This window comes from Enterobacter sp. K510 (assembly GCF_055804875.1).
The window spans coordinates 338,893-359,218 of record NZ_JBNRLQ010000004.1; the positions used below are offsets into that span (position 1 = coordinate 338,893).

Sequence of the window (20,326 nt, forward strand, 5' to 3'; positions counted from 1 at the left end):
GACAACAGCATAACTGTAGGGTTATTACGGGTTAACAAAGGTCTTTTTGACCCTGCCGGAGCGCTTAAAATAGGGCACCAGCAACGCCGCCGCCATCAGCGGAAACAGCAGCTGGCGCAGCGCCAGTTCATCCGATACCGGGGAAAAGGCAAAGGCTTTTACCGCCAGCAGCACCGAAATCAGCAGCCAGATAATATAGTGCTTTGGCACCATCCGGCGGCGTTTGAAAAAGGCAATGGTCAGCCACAGGGTGTAATACCACATGCCTACAGCAAACAGCAGGGTGGCAAACCACATCACCATCGACATCACGCCCTGGGCGTGCAGCGTGGCGAACGTCCGGGGCGACATCAGCGCCGAAGTATAGAGCAGAAGCGCCAGCGATGTGCTCAGCAGCGCCACCAGCAGCCATGCCAGGGGGGCGAGTAACCAGCCTCCGATTCGTTCTGCGGGCGTTGCGGTCATGGATTATTCACCTTTAGTCTGTACGCGTAATTTGCCGGGCGAAGATTATAAAGCATTGCCGGGGGAATACTACTGGCATTATTACCGGTAACACCCGGACGCAGCGGGTAATAATACGCGACCTGGCGAAACAGATTTGTCCGTCAATGCGGTGGCGGGGGAGTTAAGGTGGTTCTTAAGCGGTAAAAAAAACAGGCACCGGGAGGGTGCCTGTGGGAAATTAACGCTGCGCGCCGCGACTGGCTATTAACTGTTGATACCAGAAGAAACTTTTTTTACGTTTACGCGCCAGATTATTGTCATGATCGACATAGACAAAACCGTACTGTTTTTTATAGCCGTTAAGCCAGCTCAGCAAATCAATAAATGACCAGGGATAATAGCCGCGCACGTCCGCGCCCTGCGCCATAGCGTCAGCCATCGCATCCACATGCATGCGCAGATAATCAATGCGCGGGTCATCTACAATTTCCCCGTCAATAATGGGATCCTTCGCGCCTAAGCCATTTTCGGTGATGTAGATGGGAATATCACCGTAACGGGCTTTGATTTGCATAATGCCGTCGGTCAGTCCCTGCGGCCAGATTTCCCAGTCCCAGTCGGTATAAACGCCGTCCGGATTACGCACGAATTTAAACAGTCCTTTAAAGCCGAATTCATGACCGCTGTTGCGCTCGCCAGAATGATTCGCCTGGGTATGGGTTTCGTGCGGATTGGAAACTACCGTTTCACGACGATAATAATTCAGGCCGATAAAGTCGCAGCGATTCTCCCGCAGTAAGCGATCGTCGTCCGGGGCGAACCGCGGCACCCCCCAGCGCTGCTGCGCGGCAGCCAGTAATGCCGCCGGATATTCGCCTTTCAGCACCGGATCGTAAAACCAGTGGGTATAAATGGCATCCGCCAGATCTGCCGCCGCCACATCTTCCGGCAGGCGGGTGAGCGGGGTATGCGGTTGCAGCACGTTCACAAAACCGATTTCACCTGCGATGCCGGACTGACGAAAGGCTTTTACCGCCAGCGCATGGGCGATAAAGACATGGTGACAGGCCTGAATGGCCCGCGCCGGATCGGTAACGGAGGGCGGATGGCTGCCGGTGATATAGCCGTGACCGATAAATACGATGGTTTCGTTGAAGGTGGCCCACAGGCGGACGCGGGAGCCGAAGCGGTCGTAGCACAGGCGGGCGTACTCCTCAAAAGCGTCCGCCGTAGAGCGCGCTTCCCAGCCGCCTTCGTCCTGCAGTGCCTGGGGTAAATCCCAGTGATAAAGGGTCACCATAGGCACAATATTGTGCGCCAGCAGGGCGTCGATCAGATCGCTGTAGAACTTCACGCCCGCTTCATTCACCTCGCCGCGGCCTTGCGGCAGCAGGCGCGGCCATGAAATCGAAAACCGGTAGCTTTGCAGCCCCATTTCCGCCATCAGCGCGACGTCTTCCTGTATGCGGTGGTAATGGTCAACGGCGACATCGCCGTTGGTGCCCTGCCAGGTGGCGCCGGGAATATGCGAAAACACATCCCAGATCGACGGGCCTTTACCATCGGCATCATGTCCGCCTTCAACCTGATACGCCGCGGTCGCGGCACCCCATAAAAATTCTTCCGGAAACGCAGCCATCGTGTGCTCCTTACTGTTTCATGACGTTAAGGCACGTTACACGCGATGCGTTTATCACCGCAACCGGTTTCAGAAACCGGTTACCGGAATGGGAGGGCAGTCACTTTTAACCCGGCGGGGAGGGCGTTATTTTGCCTGTACGTGGGCGGCGGGTTCCGGCGGCTGATAATTATCAATATGGCTGGCAACCCCTAATAAAATGGCGCTGACGCCCAGCACGATCCAGCCGGCGAGTTCAATAATGCGGGTCACTACTCCGTTCATAATGCAGACTTCTCCTGTTTACCTGAGGGCGAATAGTAGCGGGGCGTGATTATTCCGGCAAGTCTGCGTCGGTATTCAGGGTATTTTCAGGATTTTCTGAAATCAGCGCCCCCAGATGACGCTCTGTTTGAGGAAGACAGGCTGACCATCGCCACGTATGATTAATAAAGCGAAAACACATTCCTCCACTGACGAGAGGCAGCTTTATGAGTGACAAGATCCGTGTCGGATTAATTGGCTATGGCTATGCCAGTAAAACCTTCCATGCGCCGCTGATCGAAGGCACGCCGGGCATGGAGCTGGCGGCGATCTCCAGCAGTGATGAAAACAAAGTCCATGCCGACTGGCCGAACGTGCCGGTGGTGTCGGAGCCGAAGCATCTGTTTAACGATCCTTCGCTGGATTTGATTGTCATCCCCACGCCCAACGATACCCATTTCCCGCTGGCGAAAGCGGCGCTGGAAGCCGGTAAACATGTGGTGGTGGATAAGCCGTTTACCGTGACACTGTCACAGGCGCGCGAGCTGGATGCGCTGGCGAAAACCCTTGGCCGCGTGCTGTCGGTATTCCACAACCGCCGCTGGGACAGCGATTTCCTGACGCTGAAAGCGCTGGTGGCGGAAGGCGCGCTGGGGGAAGTAACCTATTTTGAATCGCACTTCGATCGTTACCGCCCGGAAGTTCGCAATCGCTGGCGAGAAATGGCCGGGCCGGGTAGCGGCATCTGGTACGATCTGGGGCCGCATCTGCTCGATCAGGCGGTCAACCTGTTTGGCCTGCCGGTGGGGATGAACGTCGATCTGGCGCAATTACGTCCCGGCGCGCAGGCTACCGACTATTTCCATGCGGTGCTCACCTATCCGCAGCGGCGCGTGGTGCTGCACGGCACGCTGCTGGCGGCGGCAGAATCGGCGCGCTATATCGTGCACGGCACCCGGGGCAGCTATGTGAAGTTTGGCCTCGATCCGCAGGAAGAACGGCTGAAAAACGGCGAACGTCTGCCGCAGGAAGACTGGGGTTATGACATGCGCGACGGCGTGCTGACCCGTGCCGAAGGCGACGAGCGGGTAGAGGAAAGCTGGCTGACCATTCCGGGCAACTATCCGGCCTATTATGCCGGGATCCGCGATGCGCTGAACGGTGACGGGGAAAACCCGGTGCCCGCCAGCCAGGCGATTCAGATCATGGAGCTGATCGAGCTGGGCATGGAATCGGCAAAACATCGCTCGACGCTTTGCCTGTCGTCATGAAGAAGCCCGGCATCTGCCGGGCTTTTTTTATGCGCGGATGAGGCTGTCGCGCAGCGCCTGTTTTTCAGCGGCGCTCAGGAAGGCGATCTCCAGACCGTTGATCTGCGCCTGGCGGATCTGCTCGCGGCTTAAACCGGCCTGCGGCGCCGCGACCTGATACTCATGAATAATATCCACGCCCTGTACCGCCGGATCGTCGGTATTCAGCGTGGCCAGCACGCCGTGCTCAAGGAAGGTTTTCAGCGGATGCGCGGAAAGCGACGCGACCGTGCTGGTCTGGATATTGGAGGTCAGACAGGATTCAATGCCGATGCGCTGCTCAGCGAGGAAATCCATCAGCGCAGGATCTTCAATGGCCTTCACGCCGTGGCCAATACGCTCGGCGCCCAGCTCACGGATCGCCTGCCAGATGCTCTCCGGGCCCGCCGCTTCGCCGGCATGGACGGTGATACGCCAGCCCGCATCACGCGCGCGGTTGAAGTGGGAGAGGAACAGGCTGCCGGGGAAGCCCAGCTCGTCGCCCGCCAGATCCAGCGCGGTAATGCTGTCGCGGTGCGCCAGCAATGCTTCCAGCTCTTCCAGGCAGGCCGCCTCGCCAAAAGTGCGGCTCATAATGCCGATCAGACGCGCCTGCACGTTGAACGCGCTGCTGCCCTGACGCACCCCTTCGATTACCGCTTCCACCACGCCCGCTACCGGCAGGTTATGGGTCATCGCCATATAGCCCGGTGAAAAACGCAGTTCAACATAGTGCAGGCCATTGCGCGCCGCATCTTCCATATTCTCGAACGCCACACGACGGCAGGCGTCCAGCGAGGCCAGCACTTTCACGCCCCAGTCGAGTTTTGACAGGAAGCTAACCAGATCCGGTTCGTTGGAGGTCACCTGCACGTGCGGACGCAGGGTATCAAGGGTATCAGCGGGCAGAGAGAGATTAAACTGGCGGCCAAGATCGAGGATGGTCTGGGCGCGAATATTGCCATCAAGGTGGCGGTGAATGTCGGTCAATGGAATAGTGGAATCAATCATGCTGCACTCTTTTTAGATGTTTTAGGTAAAGTGCAGAGCATTATAAAAATAAATCGGGGTAAAAAGCTATGTTGCGCAAGCAATAAGTTGGTTGCGCAACACAAAATCACAAAAGTGCCTGAATTCCGGCTATTAACCGGCTAACACCCTGTTCCAGCTTGATGCGCGGACAACCGGCGTTCAGACGCACAAAACCGCGGCCCGCGTCGCCATAGGTCAGGCCCGGCATAATGGCGACCTTCTGGTTTTCAATCAGCTCCTGCTGCAAAAGTGCATCATCGATACCCAGCGGCCGCAGGTCTATCCAGGCCAGATAAGTCGACTGCGGCGGCTGCCAGTTAAGGGCAGGGAAGGCGGCGTTCAGCTCCGCCGCTACAAAGTCCAGGTTTGCCGCCAGATATGCCCGCAACGCATCCAGCCAGGGCGCGCCCTCGCGATAGGCGGCAATATGCGCATGGATCGCCAGCACCGACGGCGAGGACAGCCCGTCGCGGCTCTTCAGCGCCGTCAGATAACGTGACCGTGTCACGTTATCTTCAATAATGCCATATGCGCCGGTCAGCGCCGGGATATTAAAGCTTTTCGACGCCGAGGTAAGCAGCGCCCAGGGGCCATCTGCCACCTGGCTCCACGGAATATGTTGCTGCGCTCCCCAGGTCATATCCATATGGATCTCATCGCTGATCACCCTCACACCGTGGCGGGCGCACAGCGCCGCCATGGTTTCCAGTTCATCCTGCGTCCAGACCTTCCCGGTCGGGTTTTGCGGGCTGCACAGCAGCAGGATTTTGTTTTCTTCCTGCGCGAGCACCGCTTCCAGCACGGCCATATCGCAGTACCAGTCGCCGTTATGTTGCAGGGGCACCGGCACGACGCGGCGATCGTTGCCCTCGATCACCTTGTAGAACGCGTCATAGGCCGGGGTATGCACCACCACCCCGTCACCGGGGGCAGACCACAGGCGGATCAGTTCGGCGACCATGTAGATCACCGACGGGCCATAGACCAGCGCATTGTCCGGCAGCGGGGCGTTAAAGCGCGTACTGAACCAGTGCTGCACGGCGCTGATAAATTCCTCGTTGTTCCAGCGGCTGTAACCTAATACGCCATGGGCCAGCCGCGCCTGTAACGCCTCAATCACACAGGGCGCCGTGGCAAAATCCATATCCGAGATGGTGAACGGCAGCAGGTCGGCGTGACCAAAACGGTCTGCCACATAATCCCACTGGGTACACCAGGTGCCGTGGCGATCCACGACGGTTGAGAAATCAAACATCTCGCTATCCTTATGCTTCAACGGTATTCATCAGTGACACCAGCTCATCTTTGACCGACTGAACCTGCGGGCCAATGACCACCTGAAGATTATGCTCGTTTAATTTCACCACTCCAATCGCCCGCAGTGCTTTCAGCGCGTCGGTATCCACTTTTGACATGTCCGCCACCGACAGGCGCAGGCGAGTAATGCAGTTATCAATGGTCACCAGATTCTCCGCGCCGCCCAGCGCCGCCAGAATAGCCGGGACGTTATAGCCCGATTTCCCGGCGCTGCCCGCAAAACGTTTTTCAAGCTGGCTGCTGATCTCTGCCTCGCGACCCGGCGTTTTCAGGTTAAAGCGGGTAATGGCGAAGCGGAAAATGGCGTAGTAGGTTACAAACCAGACCGCTGCGACCACCGGCACCATGTACCATTTGGTCGCCAGACCGTGCAGGATGCCGAACACCACAAAGTCGATCAGGTTGCCGTCGGTGTTGCCGATGGTGACGCCCAGCACCGCCATCATGGTAAAGCCCAGACCCGTGAGCAGGGCATGGATCACATACAGCACCGGCGCGACGAACAGGAACAGGAACTCCAGCGGCTCGGTGGTGCCGCCAATCACGCAGGCGACCACGCCGGAAATGAGCAGACCTTTGATTTTATGACGATTCTCCGGACGAGCGCAGTGATACATCGCCAGCGCCGCACCCGGTAAGCCGCCGAGAAAGGCAGGCATTTTACCCTGCGACAGAAAACGTGTAGCGCTCTCGGCAAAGCCGTGGGAAGTCGGGCAGTTTAACTGCGCCTGGAAGATGGTTAACGCGCCGCTGACCGTGTTGCCGCAGACGTCGAGCGTACCGCCTGCTTCACTGAAGCGGATCAGCGCCACCAGAATATGGTGCAGGCCAAAGGGCAGCAGCAGACGCTCGCCGGTGCCGAAAATCATCGGCCCAAAATCCCCGGCGCTGTTGATCATCTGCCCGAGGCCGTTGATGCCCATGGCGAAAAACGGCCAGATGAGCGGAATACACAGCCCCACCAGCCCCATCACTACGGTGGTAATGATCGGCACAAAACGCGTGCCGCCGAAAAACGCCAGCGCGTCCGGCAGGCGCACGGTATGGAAACGTTCATGCAGCAGCCAGACCACCACCCCTGCGATCACCGCGCCCAGAATGCCGGTATCAATGGACTGGATGCCGAGGATGTTCTGCACGTTGTTGGCTTTCAGAATGGCGGCGTCCGTGGTGGGCAGAATGCCTTTCGCGGTCAGCCAGAAGTTAACCGCCAGGTTCATGACCGCATAACCGACGAAACCGGCGAAGGCCGCCACGCCTTTATTTTCGCGCGCCAGCCCCAGCGGAATGGCGATACAGAACATCACCGGCAGAAAGCTGAACGCAAACGAACCAACTTTCCCCATCCATATGAAAATCGCCTGTAACACCGGATTTTCAAGCGCCGGTAACAGCGTCACCACATCATGGCTGCTCAGGGAGCTGCCGATGCCCATCATGATCCCGCAGAAAGAGAGCAGGGCCACCGGCAACATAAAGGTTTTCCCTAACTGCTGGAAAAACTCCCACAACGTAATTTTTGGTGCAGTTTTAACAGGCATGAACGATTCCTTGTCTGGAAAAGTGGATTCAGTGGCCAGAAGATAAAACGTTTTATCAAATTTTAGTGCGACAAATATCACATAGTAAGCGTATAAATTGCGGTAAAAAGGGTAACGGTAAAAAAACGTTTTACCAAAATCATTAGCAGGGATACCTCGCCGGGATGACGAATAAAAAAATCACCATCAATGATGTCGCGCTGCACGCTGGCGTATCGGTCAGCACCGTATCGCTGGTGCTCAGCGGTAAAGGGCGCATTTCGCCCTCCACCGGGCAAAAAGTGAATGCGGCGGTAGAGCAGCTGGGTTTTGTGCGTAACCGTCAGGCAGCGCTGCTGCGCGGCGGCAAAACCGGCGTCGTTGGGCTTATCGTAAGCCACTTCTCCGATCCCTTTTACGCGCAGCTAACGGCAGGGTTGACCGGCGTGCTGGAGGCGGAAGGCAAAATGGTGTTTCTCACCCAGGGGGGACGGCAGGGGGAGCATCTGCTGTCCCGCATCGACACCCTGATGGCACAGGGGGTCGACGGCATAGTGATCGCCGGAGGCGTCAGTAATACCGCTGAAATCAACGCCCGCGTTAACGGGCTGCCGGTGGTGTTCGCTTCCCGCGCCAGCTATCTCGATGACGCCGATATTATTCGCCCGGACAATATGCAGGCGGCACAAATGCTGACCGAACATCTTATTCGCGGCGGCCATCAGCGTATCGCCTGGCTCGGGGGCAACAGTTCGTCCCTTACCCGTGCCGAACGCGTCGGCGGCTACTGCGCCACCTTGCTGAAGTACGGGCTGCCGTTTCACAATGAATGGGTGGTGGAGTGCGAGTCCAGCCAGAAGCATGCGGCCGAAGCCATTGGCGCGCTGCTGCGCCATAATCCGACTATCAGCGCGGTGATGTGCTACAACAGCACCATCGCCATGGGGGCGTGGTTTGGCCTGATGCGCGCCGGGCGGCAGAGCGGTTTTGAGAGCGTCGGCAACGTGTTTGATCAGCAGATCGCGCTGGCGGCCTTTGCGGATGTGCCGGAAAGCCGGCTGGATGATGTGCCTATAGCCTGGTCACTGACCCCCGCGCAGGAGATCGGCTGCGCGCTGGCGGAGCGGATCATGCAGCGCATCGACAAACAGGATGCACACACGCAGGAGCAAATCATGCCTTCACGGCTGGTGACGGTGAGATAAAACGGGGATAAACAGGGGAAAACGGCACCTTACTTTGCGGAGACCCCCGCATTTCAGGTGCAGCTTATCGTTACTGCTGAGGCACCGCAGGCACGGCCGGGGCAACCGGCGGCTGAGGCGCTGGCGCTGGCAGGCCGAGATCCGGCATACCGAACATGCCGACAAACTCATCCAGCGGCATTTTCTGACCGTTCAGCGTCACCTGACCATTAGCGTACTGCAGGCTGGTGGAGATCACGTTGTTATCGAGCGTGGTAATGCGGAACATCTGGCCCATCGCCGCCAGGCCTTTCACCTGCTGGGCGGCCAGCTTGCTGGCGTCAGCATCCTGATAACCTTCCAGTTTTGCCACCTGGGTCATAAACTCCGTCGCCATATCCACCGGGATGGTCAGCTTGCTGTCGAGGGATTTCACGCTGCGATCCACTTCCTGCGCCAGGGTTTGCGGCTCGCCGGTGGCGGTGGCCGGATCTTTTAAGAACAGCGACAGGTTAAAGGCGGTTTCACCTTTGTCGTTTTTCCAGCTCAGCGGCGCAACGGTGATCACCGGCTCGCCTTTCAGCAGCAGCGGCAGGGAAGAGAAGAAGGCTTCCGTGGCTTTCTGTTGATACAGTTCCGGGTTCTGCACCACGTCCGGCTGCGCCATCAGCGCTTTGGTCTGCGCGTTATATTGCTGGCTAAACTGATGCCAGGCCTGGCCGTCAATCTGACCAACTTTCAGCGTCAGTTTGCCGCTGCCCATATTCCGGTTCTGAATTTTCAGGCTGTTGAGGGTGTAATCAATCTGGCTGTTGACGGTTTTGTTGTCTTTCGCCACATCGGTCTTCGCCGTCAGATCCATGCCTTCCAGCACCGCCATCTCTTTGTTTTCCACGGAGATAGCCAGCTTTTCCAGCGACAGTTTCTGATCGCCGATACGCTCGTTAAAGCTGGCGCGTTTGCTGTTGCCTTCGCTTTTCAGATTGTTGAAGGTAACCTGCACCTTCTGGCCGTATTCGTTGACCGCGTCCACCAGACCGCTTTCCGCTTCGCCGGTCAGCGACACTTCGTTGCCATCACGATCGGCCTCAAGTTTGAAATCCCCGCCGCTGAAGGCGACTTTCTCACCCTCTTTTTCATAGTTAAGCGGCTTCAGTGCGATGTCAGAACGGGTATCGCCGCCGTAGCCAATGCGCGTGTCCACCACAAACGGCGACTCGCCTTTGGCCATATCAAACAGCGGCTTTGAGACGTTATTATTCACCAGCGTCGACTTCACGGACGCCATCGCCGGGATCAGATTGAAATGTTTAAGCTGCGCAAAGGGGAAGGGGCCGTGATCCACGGACTCGTTCAACACCACGCTTTCACCCGGCTTCAGCCAGACGTTCTCGCTGCCGGCGACAGGTTTGATCACCAGTTGCAAATGGCTGCTGAAGACGCCGCGCTGATAGCTCTGATAAGCCAGTTCCACGCCCGCTTCCGGCGCGCTGTTTTTGATTTCTGCGTTAGCCTGATTCACCATATCTGCGATACGGCCTTCAAGCTGTTTACCCGTGTACCAGGCTGCACCTGTCCAGATAGCACCCAGTGCAACAATAACTCCCGCGGCGACCAGCGTTTTTTTCATAATGATTATCCATAAAAATGAAACCAGGCGGCTCAGGCCGCCTGGACGATCGTAAAGTCTTGCTAAGCTTAGCAATACCCGCCTGTTACGTCAGTAACTTAGTTAACCTTATTGTAGACTCTCGCCACGCGGCCAACACCACTGACGGCGACCGGTGACTCATCGGCGCGGATCACCGCCGACTCGCCCGGTTTCAGGGTCAGGCGCTCGTCGCCTTTACTAAGCAGGGCTTCGCCTTCCACGCAGAACACAATCGCGGCGCTGTGCTGGGCAAGCGCCGTTTCCTGGGAGGATAAATCGTGCAGCGAGAACGCAAAATCCTCCACCGGGATCGGGAATTCCAGCGTACTGCCGTCTTTTTGCGGCTGCGTCAGCAATTCAGCGGCTGGCTTCGGCGTGAATTTGACGTTTGCCACCAGTTCCGGAATATCGATGTACTTCGGCGTCAGCCCGGCGCGCAGCACGTTGTCGGAGTTCGCCATCACCTCCAGCGCCACGCCCTGCAGGTAAGCGTGCGGGGTTTCGGCGAACAGGAACATGGCTTCGCCCGGCTCCAGTTTCACCACGTTAAGCAGCAGCGGTGAGAACAGGCCGCTGTCGTCCGGGTAGAACTGCTTGATGAGACGGATCGTTTCCCACGGCTCGCCCTGCTGGCTGGTGAGCGTGGCGCTGAGCACCGCCAGCGCGCGGGATTTCTCTTCGCCCTGCATGTTGAGCAGGCTGGCGAACAGCTGGCTTAAGCTCTCTGCGTCAGGCTTTTCCAGGAAATGAGCGATGGAGGTATGCGCACCCGCCACCGGCTGCAATAGCGAGACAATCTCGGAGAACTCGCGGAATGCGTTCATCGCGAGGAACGGCGTCAGAGCAAAGACCAGCTCCGGTTTATGGTTCGGATCTTTGTAGTTACGCTCTGCGGCATCCAGCGGAATGCCTGCGGCATTTTCCTTCGCAAAACCGGCTTCAGACGCCTGCTTGTTAGGGTGCACCTGGATGGAAAGCGGTTGATCGGCACACAGCACTTTAAACAGGAACGGCAGTTCGCCAAAACGGTTGGCAACCGCCTCGCCCAGCCAGCGGGTTTTATCCTGATCGATCAGATCGCGCAGCACCTGAACGGAACCGTTCGCGTCCTGCACTTTTGAGCTGCTCTTCGGGTGCGCGCCCATCCACAGTTCCGCCATCGGCAACTGCTGTGGGTTGGCAATTCCGTAGAGATCCGTTAACGCACTTTTACTTCCCCAGGCATAGTTTTGCACTGAGTTGATGAGTTTTTGCATTATCAAGCCCTGTAGTTTCGTTAAAGAGTTTGCGGGTATTAAAGCAATAAACATCAGGGAAGTAACCACTGCATGCAAAAAGTCGTACTAGTCTCAGTTTTTGTTAAAAAATTGTGTAGGATAAAGCGACTCGCTTTTAAGCAGGGCAATGGAACATCTGCCCGAACCATAACCAGACCGTGCAGTCAGTGAGAGAACAATGTCGAATAAACCCTTCCAGTATCAGGATCCTTTTCCGCTGAACAAGGACCAGACCGAATATTATCTGTTGAGCAGTGACCACGTCTCCGTCGCCGAATTCGAAGGACAGGAGATCCTCAAAGTCGATCCCCAGGCGCTGACCTTGCTGGCGCAACATGCTTTCCACGACGCCTCCTTTATGCTGCGCCCGGCGCATCAGCAGCAGGTCGCCGATATTCTGGCCGACCCGGACGCCAGCGAGAACGACAAATATGTCGCGCTGCAATTCCTGCGTAACTCCGAAATTGCCGCCAAAGGCATTCTGCCCACCTGCCAGGACACCGGCACGGCGATCATCATGGGCAAGAAAGGTCAGCGCGTGTGGACCGGCGGCGGCGATGAAGCGGCGCTGGCGCGCGGCGTCTACAACACCTATATCGAAGACAACCTGCGCTATTCGCAAAACGCGGCGCTGGATATGTACAAAGAGGTGAACACCGGCACCAACCTGCCGGCGCAGATCGACCTCTACAGCGTGGACGGCGACGAGTACAAATTCCTGTGCATCGCCAAGGGCGGCGGCTCGGCCAACAAAACCTATCTCTATCAGGAAACCAAAGCGCTGCTGACGCCGGGCAGACTGAAGGATTACCTGGTGGATAAGATGCGCACCCTGGGTACCGCGGCCTGCCCGCCGTACCATATCGCTTTCGTCATCGGCGGCACCTCGGCGGAAGCGACGCTGAAAACGGTGAAGCTGGCCTCCACCAAATATTATGACGAGCTGCCGACGACGGGGAACGAGCTGGGCCAGGCGTTCCGCGACATCGAACTGGAAAACGAGCTGCTGCGCGCGGCGCAGGATCTCGGCCTCGGCGCGCAGTTCGGCGGCAAATATTTCGCCCACGATATTCGTGTGGTGCGCCTGCCGCGTCACGGCGCTTCCTGCCCGGTGGGTATGGGCGTTTCCTGCTCCGCTGACCGTAATATCAAAGCGAAGATCAACCGCCACGGCGTGTGGCTGGAAAAACTGGAGAACAATCCGGGCAAATACATTCCACAGGCACTGCGCCAGGCCGGGGAAGGTGAAGCGATCAAAGTGGATCTTAACCGCCCGATGGCGGAGATTTTACGCCAGCTGTCGCAGTATCCGGTGTCCACCCGCCTGTCACTGAGCGGCACCATTATCGTCGCCCGCGATATTGCCCATGCGAAGTTAAAAGAGCGTATGGATCGCGGCGAAGGCCTGCCGCAGTACGTGAAAGATCACCCGATCTATTACGCAGGCCCGGCCAAAACGCCGGAAGGCTACGCCTCCGGCTCCCTCGGCCCGACCACCGCCGGACGCATGGACTCCTATGTGGATCAGCTTCAGTCGCAGGGCGGCAGCATGATCATGCTGGCAAAAGGCAACCGCAGCCAGCAGGTGACGGATGCCTGTCACAAGCACGGCGGTTTCTATTTAGGCAGCATCGGCGGTCCGGCGGCGGTACTGGCGCAGAGCAGCATCAAAAGTCTGGAATGCGTGGAATACCCGGAACTGGGGATGGAAGCCATCTGGAAAATCGAAGTGGAAGATTTCCCGGCGTTCATCCTCGTGGATGACAAGGGCAATGACTTCTTCGCTCAGATCCAGTCCTCCGCCTGCGCGCGCTGCGTGAAATAAACCCTTTTCGTCCGGCAACGCAGCCCGTCGCCGGACGTTTTTTGCAACATTTTCTATCGTGCCTCGCAACTTCAGTAATACTTACAACTTCGTTTGCAGGTGAGCAATGTCGGCAACCCACATCACTTGGTATCCAGGGAGAAAGTATGACTTCGCATCGCAGTGAAAAAGATTCGATGGGCGCCATCGACGTTCCGGCAGATAAATTATGGGGCGCGCAAACCCAACGGTCGCTGGAGCATTTTCGCATCTCGACGGAAAAAATGCCGGAGGCGCTGATCCGCGCGCTGGCGCTGACCAAACGTGCCGCCGCTAAGGTGAATCAGGATCTGGGGCTGCTGCCCGAAGAAAAAGCCCGAGCTATTATCAGCGCCGCCGATGAAGTGCTGGCGGGGAAACATCCTGATGAGTTTCCGCTGGCCATCTGGCAGACCGGATCCGGCACCCAGAGCAACATGAACATGAACGAAGTGCTGGCGAACCGCGCCAGCGAGCTGCTGGGGGGCGTGCGCGGTATGGAGCGCAAAGTTCACCCGAATGACGACGTTAATAAAAGCCAGAGCTCGAACGATGTTTTCCCCACGGCGATGCACGTCGCCGCCGTGATCGCCATCCGCGAACAGCTGCTCCCGTCGCTGAACGAACTCAAAACCACGCTCAGCGAAAAATCCCGCGCCTTTGCGGATATCGTCAAAATCGGCCGCACCCATTTGCAGGACGCCACGCCGCTGACGCTGGGGCAGGAGATCTCCGGCTGGGTGGCGATGCTGGAGCATAATCTCAAACATATTGAGCACAGCCTGCCGCATCTCAGCGAGCTGGCGCTGGGCGGCACGGCGGTGGGCACCGGCCTGAACACCCATCCGGAATACGCCGTGCGCGTGGCGGAGGAACTGGCCGCCACCACCGGGCAGGCATTTGTCACCGCGCCGAATAAATTTGAAGCCCTCGCCACTTGCGACGCGCTGGTGCACACCCACGGCGCGCTGAAAGGGCTGGCGGCCTCAATGATGAAGATCGCCAACGATGTGCGCTGGCTGGCCTCCGGCCCGCGCTGCGGCATCGGCGAGATCGCCATTCCGGAAAACGAGCCGGGCAGTTCCATTATGCCGGGCAAAGTGAACCCGACGCAGTGCGAAGCCATGACCATGCTGTGCTGCCAGGTGCTGGGCAACGACGTGGCGGTGAACATGGGCGGCGCGTCCGGTAACTTTGAGCTGAACGTCTTCCGCCCGATGGTCATTCATAATGTGCTGCAATCGGTGCGTCTGCTGGCGGACGGCATGGAGAGCTTTAACGAACACTGCGCCACCGGTATCGAACCGGTGCGCAGCCGTATCGATCAGCTGCTCAACGAGTCGCTGATGCTGGTGACGGCGCTTAACACCCACATCGGCTACGACAAGGCAGCGGAAATTGCCAAGAAAGCGCATAAAGAAGGGCTTACGCTGAAAGACGCTGCCCTGGCGCTGGGCTATCTTACCGCTGAAGAGTTCGACAGCTGGGTGCGGCCTGAATCCATGGTCGGCAGCATGAAGCCGGGGCACTAACCGGCAACAAAGAGGTGCAGCCGGGGAATAATCGGCGTTAAAGGCTGCGCCTCAGGCTTATAACGATGCTGAATATTGTCAGCATCGTAATTCAGCAGTTCCCCGATATCCGGCACCCGGCCGCCGTTTTCCGCATCAATCAGCGCAATCATCGGCGCGGGGCAGGCGTACTGCACCTGCTTTTTGGTGTCCGCATACCAGACGCGGGCAATGGGCTGCACCTTCACCGGCCGTTTGATTTTCAGTTTCGCCCGCTGCGGCAGGGCGGCAATATCGTTGTACTCCTGCTCCAGCCGCGTCTGCCACTGTTCACGCGTCCAGCCGCCCACCGCGCGGGGGGCTTTCAGGCTCTTCGCCAGCATCGCCAGCACCTCATCCCGGGTCAGATTCTTGATGATGTGTTTGTTCGCCCATCCAAAGCGCAGCGTCGCCGGATCGCGCAGGGTGGTCAGCGAGCGATAGGCGTTAAGGGTAATCAGCCCCGGCAGGTGGTGATGCACCCACTCAAAGCGCGCGGCGGGAGGAAGTTCCGATTCCACGGTGATAATGCGCTCAAAAGCCTGCTTCAGGTCATTGATGGTGGCGATGCGCGCTTCGATGGCGTCGCGCAGCCCGGGAGCCGTTTGCAGGCAGATCACGCCGGGCAGCCGCACGGCGGCTTTGCTGCTGCGCTTTTCGGACTGCTGCTGGATAAACAGGTGCGTGAAGTGGCGCAGCGCCCGTTCAGCCGCTTCCTTGCCGATATGCTGCTTCACGGTGATGGTGGTCAGGGGATCGTGCTCGCTGCCTTTTTCCACTGCCGGCAGCTCAAAGACGCGGCCTGCCAGCAGCCGACAGGCGGCGAGTTCGGTTTTCAGCTCCGCCAGTTGCTGCTCAAGCTGGCGAAAAGTGCTGGTGAGGCGTTCGATCAGGTCGTAGCGCGCCATAGCTTACTCCTTAGTTACAACATACTTTATGTATAGCACAGCCGGACCGCTCCGGCCACTGCGATTAACGGTCTGGCAGGACAGGAAGGGCGACCAGTTGTGTTACCGGCCAGCGAAAACGAAAGCGCGCGCCGCCGGTATCGCTGGCGTCACAGCTTACTTCACCGCCCATCGCCTGCGCGATAGAGTGCACAATCGCCAGCCCCAGTCCGCAGCCGCCGGTGGCGCGATCCCGGCTGGGATCAAGACGCACAAAAGGCTCAAACACCCGCTGGCGTTCCGCTTCGGCGATGCCGGGGCCGTCGTCGTCAACCTGTAAACAGGCATAGCTGCCGTCCAGATCCAGGCTGACGCTCACTTCGTTTTCACAATAGCGCAGGGCGTTATTGAGCAGGTTATCCAGCACCCGTTCCATCAGGCGCATGTCCAGCGCGCCAAAGTGCGCAGCGCTGTCGGCATAAACCCGCAGACGTTTGTCGGGGGTCACACTCTGCACGTCGGCGATATGACCGGTCAGCCAGGCGGGCAGATCCGGCGTCGTCAGCCGCAGCTCATTTTGCGGCCGGTCGAGGCGGGCATAGGTGAGCAATTCTTCGATCAGTCCTTCCAGCTGGCCAATATCACGGTTCAGCGCCGCCCGTTCCGGCTCGAAGAGGTTATCGCTCATCTCCAGCCGATAACGCAGACGCACCAGCGGCGTGCGCAGTTCATGGGCGATGCCGTCAATCAGCTGTTTTTTGCTGGCGATGAGGGCGTTGATGTTATCAGCCATCTGATTAAAGGCCACGCCGAGCCGCTCAAAGCTTGAGCCACGATCAAAGTGGATGCGCTCGGTCAGATGCCCGTCGCCAAAACGCTGTGCCGCCGATTCGATACGCAGCATCTCCTGCCAGTGCGGGCGCATCCAGATAAAAACCGGGAAGGCGAGCGAAATCGCGATAAACACCAGCAGCGTGATGTCGAGAATGCGCATCTCATGCAGATAAAACAGATAAGGCACCGGCCCGACCGCCAGCACATAGTGGCTGCGGGGAATGCGCTGGATAAAGGTGTACTCCGCGTCCAGCGCCACAATGTCGCCTTCCCGCAGCCGCTGCGCCGTTGGCGCATCAAGGCTGAACTTATTCAGCGGCTCAATACGCATATCAAATGAGAGATTAAGATCCATCTCTTTAAGGGTTTTGCTCCACTCGTGGGGCGGGATCTCGCGCAGCTCGCTGCGGATAAGGTACAGCGAGCTTTTCATCAGATCGTCCAGCGACTGTCGGCCCGCACGCTCGGCGGTGAATTTGTACACCAGGCCGACCAGCATGGTCATCACCAGAAAACAGACGAACAGCAGCAGGTAAAACTGCACAAACAGCTTTTTCATTCAGACACCTGTGATAGTGGCGACACTCAGTTTTCCCAGGCGTGGGGCGCGAACAGATAGCCCTTGTTGCGCACCGTTTTGATGCGGTAGGGCTCGGTGGCGTTATCGAGCAGTTTTTTGCGTAAGCGTGAAATGGCCACGTCAACGCTGCGATCCATCCCGTCGTAGCTGACGCCGCGCAGATTCTTGAGCAGCGCGTCCCGGTCCATAATCTGCCCGGCATGGGTCGCCAGCTCCCACAGCAGATCAAAATCCGCCGTCGAGAGGACAATTTCATTCCCGGCCAGCAGCACCTGGCGATTAACCGGATCGATGGACAAACTGCCAAAGCGCAAGGCTTTGTGCGGCGTTAAGGTGTTTTGCTGCGCCGCGGGCGTGGTGTTCGCGGCATGCTGGCGCAGGTGCAATCGCAGACGGGCCAGCAGCACGGCGGGAGGGGTGGTTTTCAGGATGTAATCGCTGGCGCCCATTTCCAGCGACAAGATATGGTTCATATCGCTGTCAAGAGAGGTCAGCAGCACGATGGGTCCCTGCCACTGGCTGCGCAGATCGCGGCACAGCGTCATGCCGTCTTTACCGGGCAGCATGATGTCCAGCAGCACCAGTTCAGGGTTCTCGCGCAGGATCACCGCTTCGGCGCAATCGCCGCGCGGCTCGACAATCACGTCGATGTCGTGTTTACCAAGATACGCCGCGATCAGCGCGCCGACTTCCGGGTCGTCTTCTACAAAAACGATCTTATTCATATGCATGATGGTTAGCTAAAAACGCCAACATACACCGCCTTGTTTCAACCCGCCATCACTCTTTCGTTACCGGAGCGGACGACCGCCGTCGATGGCGAAACTGCGACCGGTGACATAACAACTGGTGAGCAGATAATCCACAAGATCGATAACCTCTTTTTCACCGGGGGCGATTTTCATCAGTGACTTATTCAGCGCCTTCTGACGATAGCTGGCGTCGTCGTGCTCGTTGAATAAAATCAGCGACGGGGCGATGGCATTGACTTTCACTTCCGGCGCGAGCTTGCGGGCAAAGGAGCGCGTCATGTTATCCAGCGCCGCTTTACTGGCGGCGTAGGCGATATGCTTATCACTGCCGCGCTCCACCACGTAATCGGTGAAATGGATAATGTCGGTGGATGCATGACCCTGACCGCGCAGCAGACCTTCCAGCGCATGATTAAGCAGGTAAGGGGCGTGGACATGGATTTGCAGCATGGCGGACAGCACCTCGGTAAGAGGCGTGCCGGGCTTTTCCGGCAGCCAGCCGCTGGCGTTGTGGATCACCGCGCGCAGACAACGGGTACGGGATTTGATCTCCTCGGCAAATTTTAATATTCCGTCATCGGAACAAAAATCCGCCTGGATGCAGACCGCGCCTTCTTCCTGCAACACATCGATAGCCGGGTAAGGCGTGCGATAGCTGACGATCACCGGCTGGTGCAGGTTGAGAAAATGGTGGGCGAGGGCGAGGCCGATACGGCGGCCTCCGCCGGTAATTAAAATGGGATTGGGTTGATCTTTACCCATCGCTATCTCCTTATCGTTAAGACGATGGGCGCAGCATTTATCCCATCAGCATCCAGGTCGCCGGAACCGCTGCAAGCAGCAGACAGGCAATCATCACATGTTCGGCGCGGCGCAGCGGTTTATCATGCTGGTGGGTACGGCGGGCATAGATAAACACCAGCAGGCCGGGCGCATAAAGCACCACCGACAGCAGCAGATGCATCGGGCCGGAGGCATATAATAACCATAAACCATACAGGCAGGATCCGACACCCACGACCTTATGCAGTGGACGGCTGGCGATTTTCAGCAAATACGCCCCGACGAGGAAATAGGGCACGAGGATCATTTCGGAGGCGATGGTCAACAGCGTGTTGTAATCGGATCCGGTCAGCCAGATTAGGATCAGACATACCTGGACGCTGGCGTTGGTCAGCCACAGGGAAGCAGAAGGCGCGCTGTTTTTATTCTGACGGGCGCAGATACGCGGGAAGGCTTTGTAGGTGGCGGCCAGCAGCGGCACTTCTGCCGCCATGATCGTCCAGCTCAGATAGGCCCCGCAAACGGAGACAACCAGACCGGCGGCGATAATAATTTCGCCCCAGGAACCCATCATGCGTACCATCAATCCCGCCATCGACGGGTTACGCATTTCAGCCAGCTCCGGACGGGCCACCACCCCCAGCGACAACAGCGTCACCAGCAGGTAAACCGTTAAGGCAGCCATGACCGCCAGCAGCGTCGCGCGGCCCACGTCATGCTTGCTGCGCGCCCGGGCGGACACCACCACTGCGCCTTCCACGCCGATAAACACCCACAGGGTGATAAGCATGGTGTTTTTCACCTGCTCCCACACCGGCACGCCCAGCTCGATGCCGGTAAAATCGAGTTTGAACTTATCAAAATTAAAGGCCAGCGCAGCCAGCACCACGAACAGCCCCAGCGGCACCAGTTTCGCCAGGGTCGCGGCGAGGTTAATACTGGCGGCCGTCTGCACGCCGCGCAGCACCAGCGCATGGACGATCCACAGCAGGCAGGACGCGCCAACGATGGACTGCCAGGTGTTGCCGTCGCCAAAGATGCGCAGCTGCGGGGTATCGGTGAAGAAGCTCAGCGCCGAAAACACGATCACCAGGTAGGAGACGTTGGCGATCACCGCGCACAGCCAGTAACCCCAGGCGGAGCAGAAACCGATCAGTTCGCCGAAGCCTTCCCGCGCATAGGTAAAGATGCCGCCATCCAGATCCGGGCGCAACCGCGTCAGCAGCAGCATGGCAAAGGCCAGCAATAAAATGCCCCCGCCGGTGATCCCCCAGCCAATCAGCAGGGCGGCGGGACTGGCGACTTCCGCCATATTCTGCGGCAGACTGAACACACCCGCGCCGAGCATGGAGCTCAGAACGAGCGCAGTTAAAGCGCTAAGGCCAAGTTTCTTTTCCATCGTCATCCTGTTATGAACGAACTGGATCCAGAATAATTATTTCGCCGTAGCGCATAAAAATGGTGGATCACACTGAGGCGCGGAATTTTACGGAGAGCA

Annotated in this window: 17 protein-coding genes; 4 read left to right on the forward strand and 13 right to left on the reverse strand. The window is 58.1% G+C overall.

Annotated features, from left to right (window positions below):
* Positions 1-24: 24 nt before the first annotated feature.
* The 3 genes from ACQUTD_RS09475 to blr form a co-directional block, all read right to left on the reverse strand.
* Positions 25-465: a DUF2569 family protein gene (locus tag ACQUTD_RS09475; RefSeq protein WP_473274743.1), complete on the reverse strand. Its 441-nt coding sequence runs from the start codon at positions 463-465 to the stop codon at positions 25-27.
* A gap of 220 nt (positions 466-685) precedes the next feature.
* Positions 686-2,086, reverse strand: a complete 1,401-nt coding sequence (locus ACQUTD_RS09480) for a GH1 family beta-glucosidase (protein WP_473274742.1) — start codon at positions 2,084-2,086, stop codon at positions 686-688.
* A 126-nt stretch (positions 2,087-2,212) separates the two neighbouring features.
* A complete protein-coding gene (blr, locus tag ACQUTD_RS09485) occupies positions 2,213-2,338 on the reverse strand; it encodes a division septum protein Blr (RefSeq protein ID WP_318376307.1) in 126 nt (41 codons plus the stop codon).
* Positions 2,339-2,556: 218 nt separating this feature from the next.
* On the opposite strand from blr, the gene ACQUTD_RS09490 reads away from it, so the two are divergent.
* A complete protein-coding gene (locus ACQUTD_RS09490) occupies positions 2,557-3,600 on the forward strand; it encodes an oxidoreductase (protein WP_473274741.1) in 1,044 nt (347 codons plus the stop codon).
* Positions 3,601-3,627: 27 nt separating this feature from the next.
* On the opposite strand, the gene add is transcribed toward ACQUTD_RS09490, so the two are convergent.
* From add to malX, 3 genes are all read right to left on the reverse strand, one after another.
* Positions 3,628-4,629: an adenosine deaminase gene (add, locus tag ACQUTD_RS09495; RefSeq protein ID WP_072568332.1), complete on the reverse strand. Its 1,002-nt coding sequence runs from the start codon at positions 4,627-4,629 to the stop codon at positions 3,628-3,630.
* Positions 4,630-4,735: 106 nt separating this feature from the next.
* The gene (locus ACQUTD_RS09500) at positions 4,736-5,905 is read right to left on the reverse strand and encodes a PatB family C-S lyase (RefSeq protein ID WP_473274740.1); all 1,170 of its coding nucleotides are present in this window, start codon (positions 5,903-5,905) and stop codon (positions 4,736-4,738) included.
* 10 nt (positions 5,906-5,915) lie between these two features.
* A complete protein-coding gene (malX, locus tag ACQUTD_RS09505) occupies positions 5,916-7,508 on the reverse strand; it encodes a maltose/glucose-specific PTS transporter subunit IIBC (protein WP_072568334.1) in 1,593 nt (530 codons plus the stop codon).
* A 164-nt stretch (positions 7,509-7,672) separates the two neighbouring features.
* Between malX and malI the strand changes: the two genes are divergently transcribed.
* Positions 7,673-8,692, forward strand: coding sequence for a Mal regulon transcriptional regulator MalI (gene malI, locus ACQUTD_RS09510; protein WP_318373279.1), 1,020 nt, complete (start codon positions 7,673-7,675; stop codon positions 8,690-8,692).
* A 70-nt stretch (positions 8,693-8,762) separates the two neighbouring features.
* Here the strand turns inward: malI and ACQUTD_RS09515 are convergent, their stop codons facing one another.
* Together ACQUTD_RS09515 and manA are read right to left on the reverse strand one after the other, a co-directional pair.
* Positions 8,763-10,301: a YdgA family protein gene (locus ACQUTD_RS09515; RefSeq protein ID WP_318377243.1), complete on the reverse strand. Its 1,539-nt coding sequence runs from the start codon at positions 10,299-10,301 to the stop codon at positions 8,763-8,765.
* Positions 10,302-10,399: 98 nt separating this feature from the next.
* Positions 10,400-11,578: a mannose-6-phosphate isomerase gene (gene manA, locus ACQUTD_RS09520; RefSeq protein WP_473274738.1), complete on the reverse strand. Its 1,179-nt coding sequence runs from the start codon at positions 11,576-11,578 to the stop codon at positions 10,400-10,402.
* A gap of 199 nt (positions 11,579-11,777) precedes the next feature.
* Between manA and fumA the strand changes: the two genes are divergently transcribed.
* Together fumA and fumC are read left to right on the forward strand one after the other, a co-directional pair.
* Positions 11,778-13,424 (forward strand): class I fumarate hydratase FumA, encoded by a 1,647-nt coding sequence (gene fumA / locus ACQUTD_RS09525; RefSeq protein WP_318363065.1) that lies wholly within the window; start codon positions 11,778-11,780, stop codon positions 13,422-13,424.
* A gap of 146 nt (positions 13,425-13,570) precedes the next feature.
* A complete protein-coding gene (gene fumC, locus ACQUTD_RS09530) occupies positions 13,571-14,974 on the forward strand; it encodes a class II fumarate hydratase (protein WP_072568339.1) in 1,404 nt (467 codons plus the stop codon).
* Here fumC and tus read toward each other — a convergent pair.
* The 5 genes from tus to ACQUTD_RS09555 form a co-directional block, all read right to left on the reverse strand.
* Complete coding sequence (gene tus, locus ACQUTD_RS09535; protein ID WP_321987397.1) at positions 14,971-15,900, reverse strand: DNA replication terminus site-binding protein; 930 nt, start codon at positions 15,898-15,900, stop codon at positions 14,971-14,973. The two genes, fumC and tus, sit on opposite strands and share 4 nt — an antisense overlap.
* 64 nt (positions 15,901-15,964) lie before the next feature.
* Positions 15,965-17,272: a two-component system sensor histidine kinase RstB gene (gene rstB, locus ACQUTD_RS09540; RefSeq protein ID WP_473274735.1), complete on the reverse strand. Its 1,308-nt coding sequence runs from the start codon at positions 17,270-17,272 to the stop codon at positions 15,965-15,967.
* A 26-nt stretch (positions 17,273-17,298) separates the two neighbouring features.
* Complete coding sequence (rstA, locus tag ACQUTD_RS09545) at positions 17,299-18,018, reverse strand: two-component system response regulator RstA (RefSeq protein ID WP_318363062.1); 720 nt, start codon at positions 18,016-18,018, stop codon at positions 17,299-17,301.
* 66 nt (positions 18,019-18,084) lie between these two features.
* Positions 18,085-18,807: a dihydromonapterin reductase gene (gene folM / locus ACQUTD_RS09550; protein WP_072568342.1), complete on the reverse strand. Its 723-nt coding sequence runs from the start codon at positions 18,805-18,807 to the stop codon at positions 18,085-18,087.
* Positions 18,808-18,844: 37 nt separating this feature from the next.
* A complete protein-coding gene (locus ACQUTD_RS09555; protein ID WP_473274731.1) occupies positions 18,845-20,227 on the reverse strand; it encodes a basic amino acid/polyamine antiporter in 1,383 nt (460 codons plus the stop codon).
* Between the last annotated feature and the right edge of the window lie 99 nt (positions 20,228-20,326).

Coding starts and splice junctions, on each gene's coding strand:
- ACQUTD_RS09475 (WP_473274743.1), bottom strand. CDS start 465: ATGACCGCAACGCCCGCAGAACGAATCGGAGGCTGGTTACTCGCCCCC.
- ACQUTD_RS09480 (WP_473274742.1), bottom strand. CDS start 2,086: ATGGCTGCGTTTCCGGAAGAATTTTTATGGGGTGCCGCGACCGCGGCG.
- ACQUTD_RS09490 (WP_473274741.1), top strand. CDS start 2,557: ATGAGTGACAAGATCCGTGTCGGATTAATTGGCTATGGCTATGCCAGT.
- add (WP_072568332.1), bottom strand. CDS start 4,629: ATGATTGATTCCACTATTCCATTGACCGACATTCACCGCCACCTTGAT.
- ACQUTD_RS09500 (WP_473274740.1), bottom strand. CDS start 5,905: ATGTTTGATTTCTCAACCGTCGTGGATCGCCACGGCACCTGGTGTACC.
- malX (WP_072568334.1), bottom strand. CDS start 7,508: ATGCCTGTTAAAACTGCACCAAAAATTACGTTGTGGGAGTTTTTCCAG.
- malI (WP_318373279.1), top strand. CDS start 7,673: ATGACGAATAAAAAAATCACCATCAATGATGTCGCGCTGCACGCTGGC.
- ACQUTD_RS09515 (WP_318377243.1), bottom strand. CDS start 10,301: ATGAAAAAAACGCTGGTCGCCGCGGGAGTTATTGTTGCACTGGGTGCT.
- manA (WP_473274738.1), bottom strand. CDS start 11,578: ATGCAAAAACTCATCAACTCAGTGCAAAACTATGCCTGGGGAAGTAAA.
- fumA (WP_318363065.1), top strand. CDS start 11,778: ATGTCGAATAAACCCTTCCAGTATCAGGATCCTTTTCCGCTGAACAAG.
- fumC (WP_072568339.1), top strand. CDS start 13,571: ATGACTTCGCATCGCAGTGAAAAAGATTCGATGGGCGCCATCGACGTT.
- tus (WP_321987397.1), bottom strand. CDS start 15,900: ATGGCGCGCTACGACCTGATCGAACGCCTCACCAGCACTTTTCGCCAG.
- rstB (WP_473274735.1), bottom strand. CDS start 17,272: ATGAAAAAGCTGTTTGTGCAGTTTTACCTGCTGCTGTTCGTCTGTTTT.
- rstA (WP_318363062.1), bottom strand. CDS start 18,018: ATGAATAAGATCGTTTTTGTAGAAGACGACCCGGAAGTCGGCGCGCTG.
- folM (WP_072568342.1), bottom strand. CDS start 18,807: ATGGGTAAAGATCAACCCAATCCCATTTTAATTACCGGCGGAGGCCGC.
- ACQUTD_RS09555 (WP_473274731.1), bottom strand. CDS start 20,227: ATGGAAAAGAAACTTGGCCTTAGCGCTTTAACTGCGCTCGTTCTGAGC.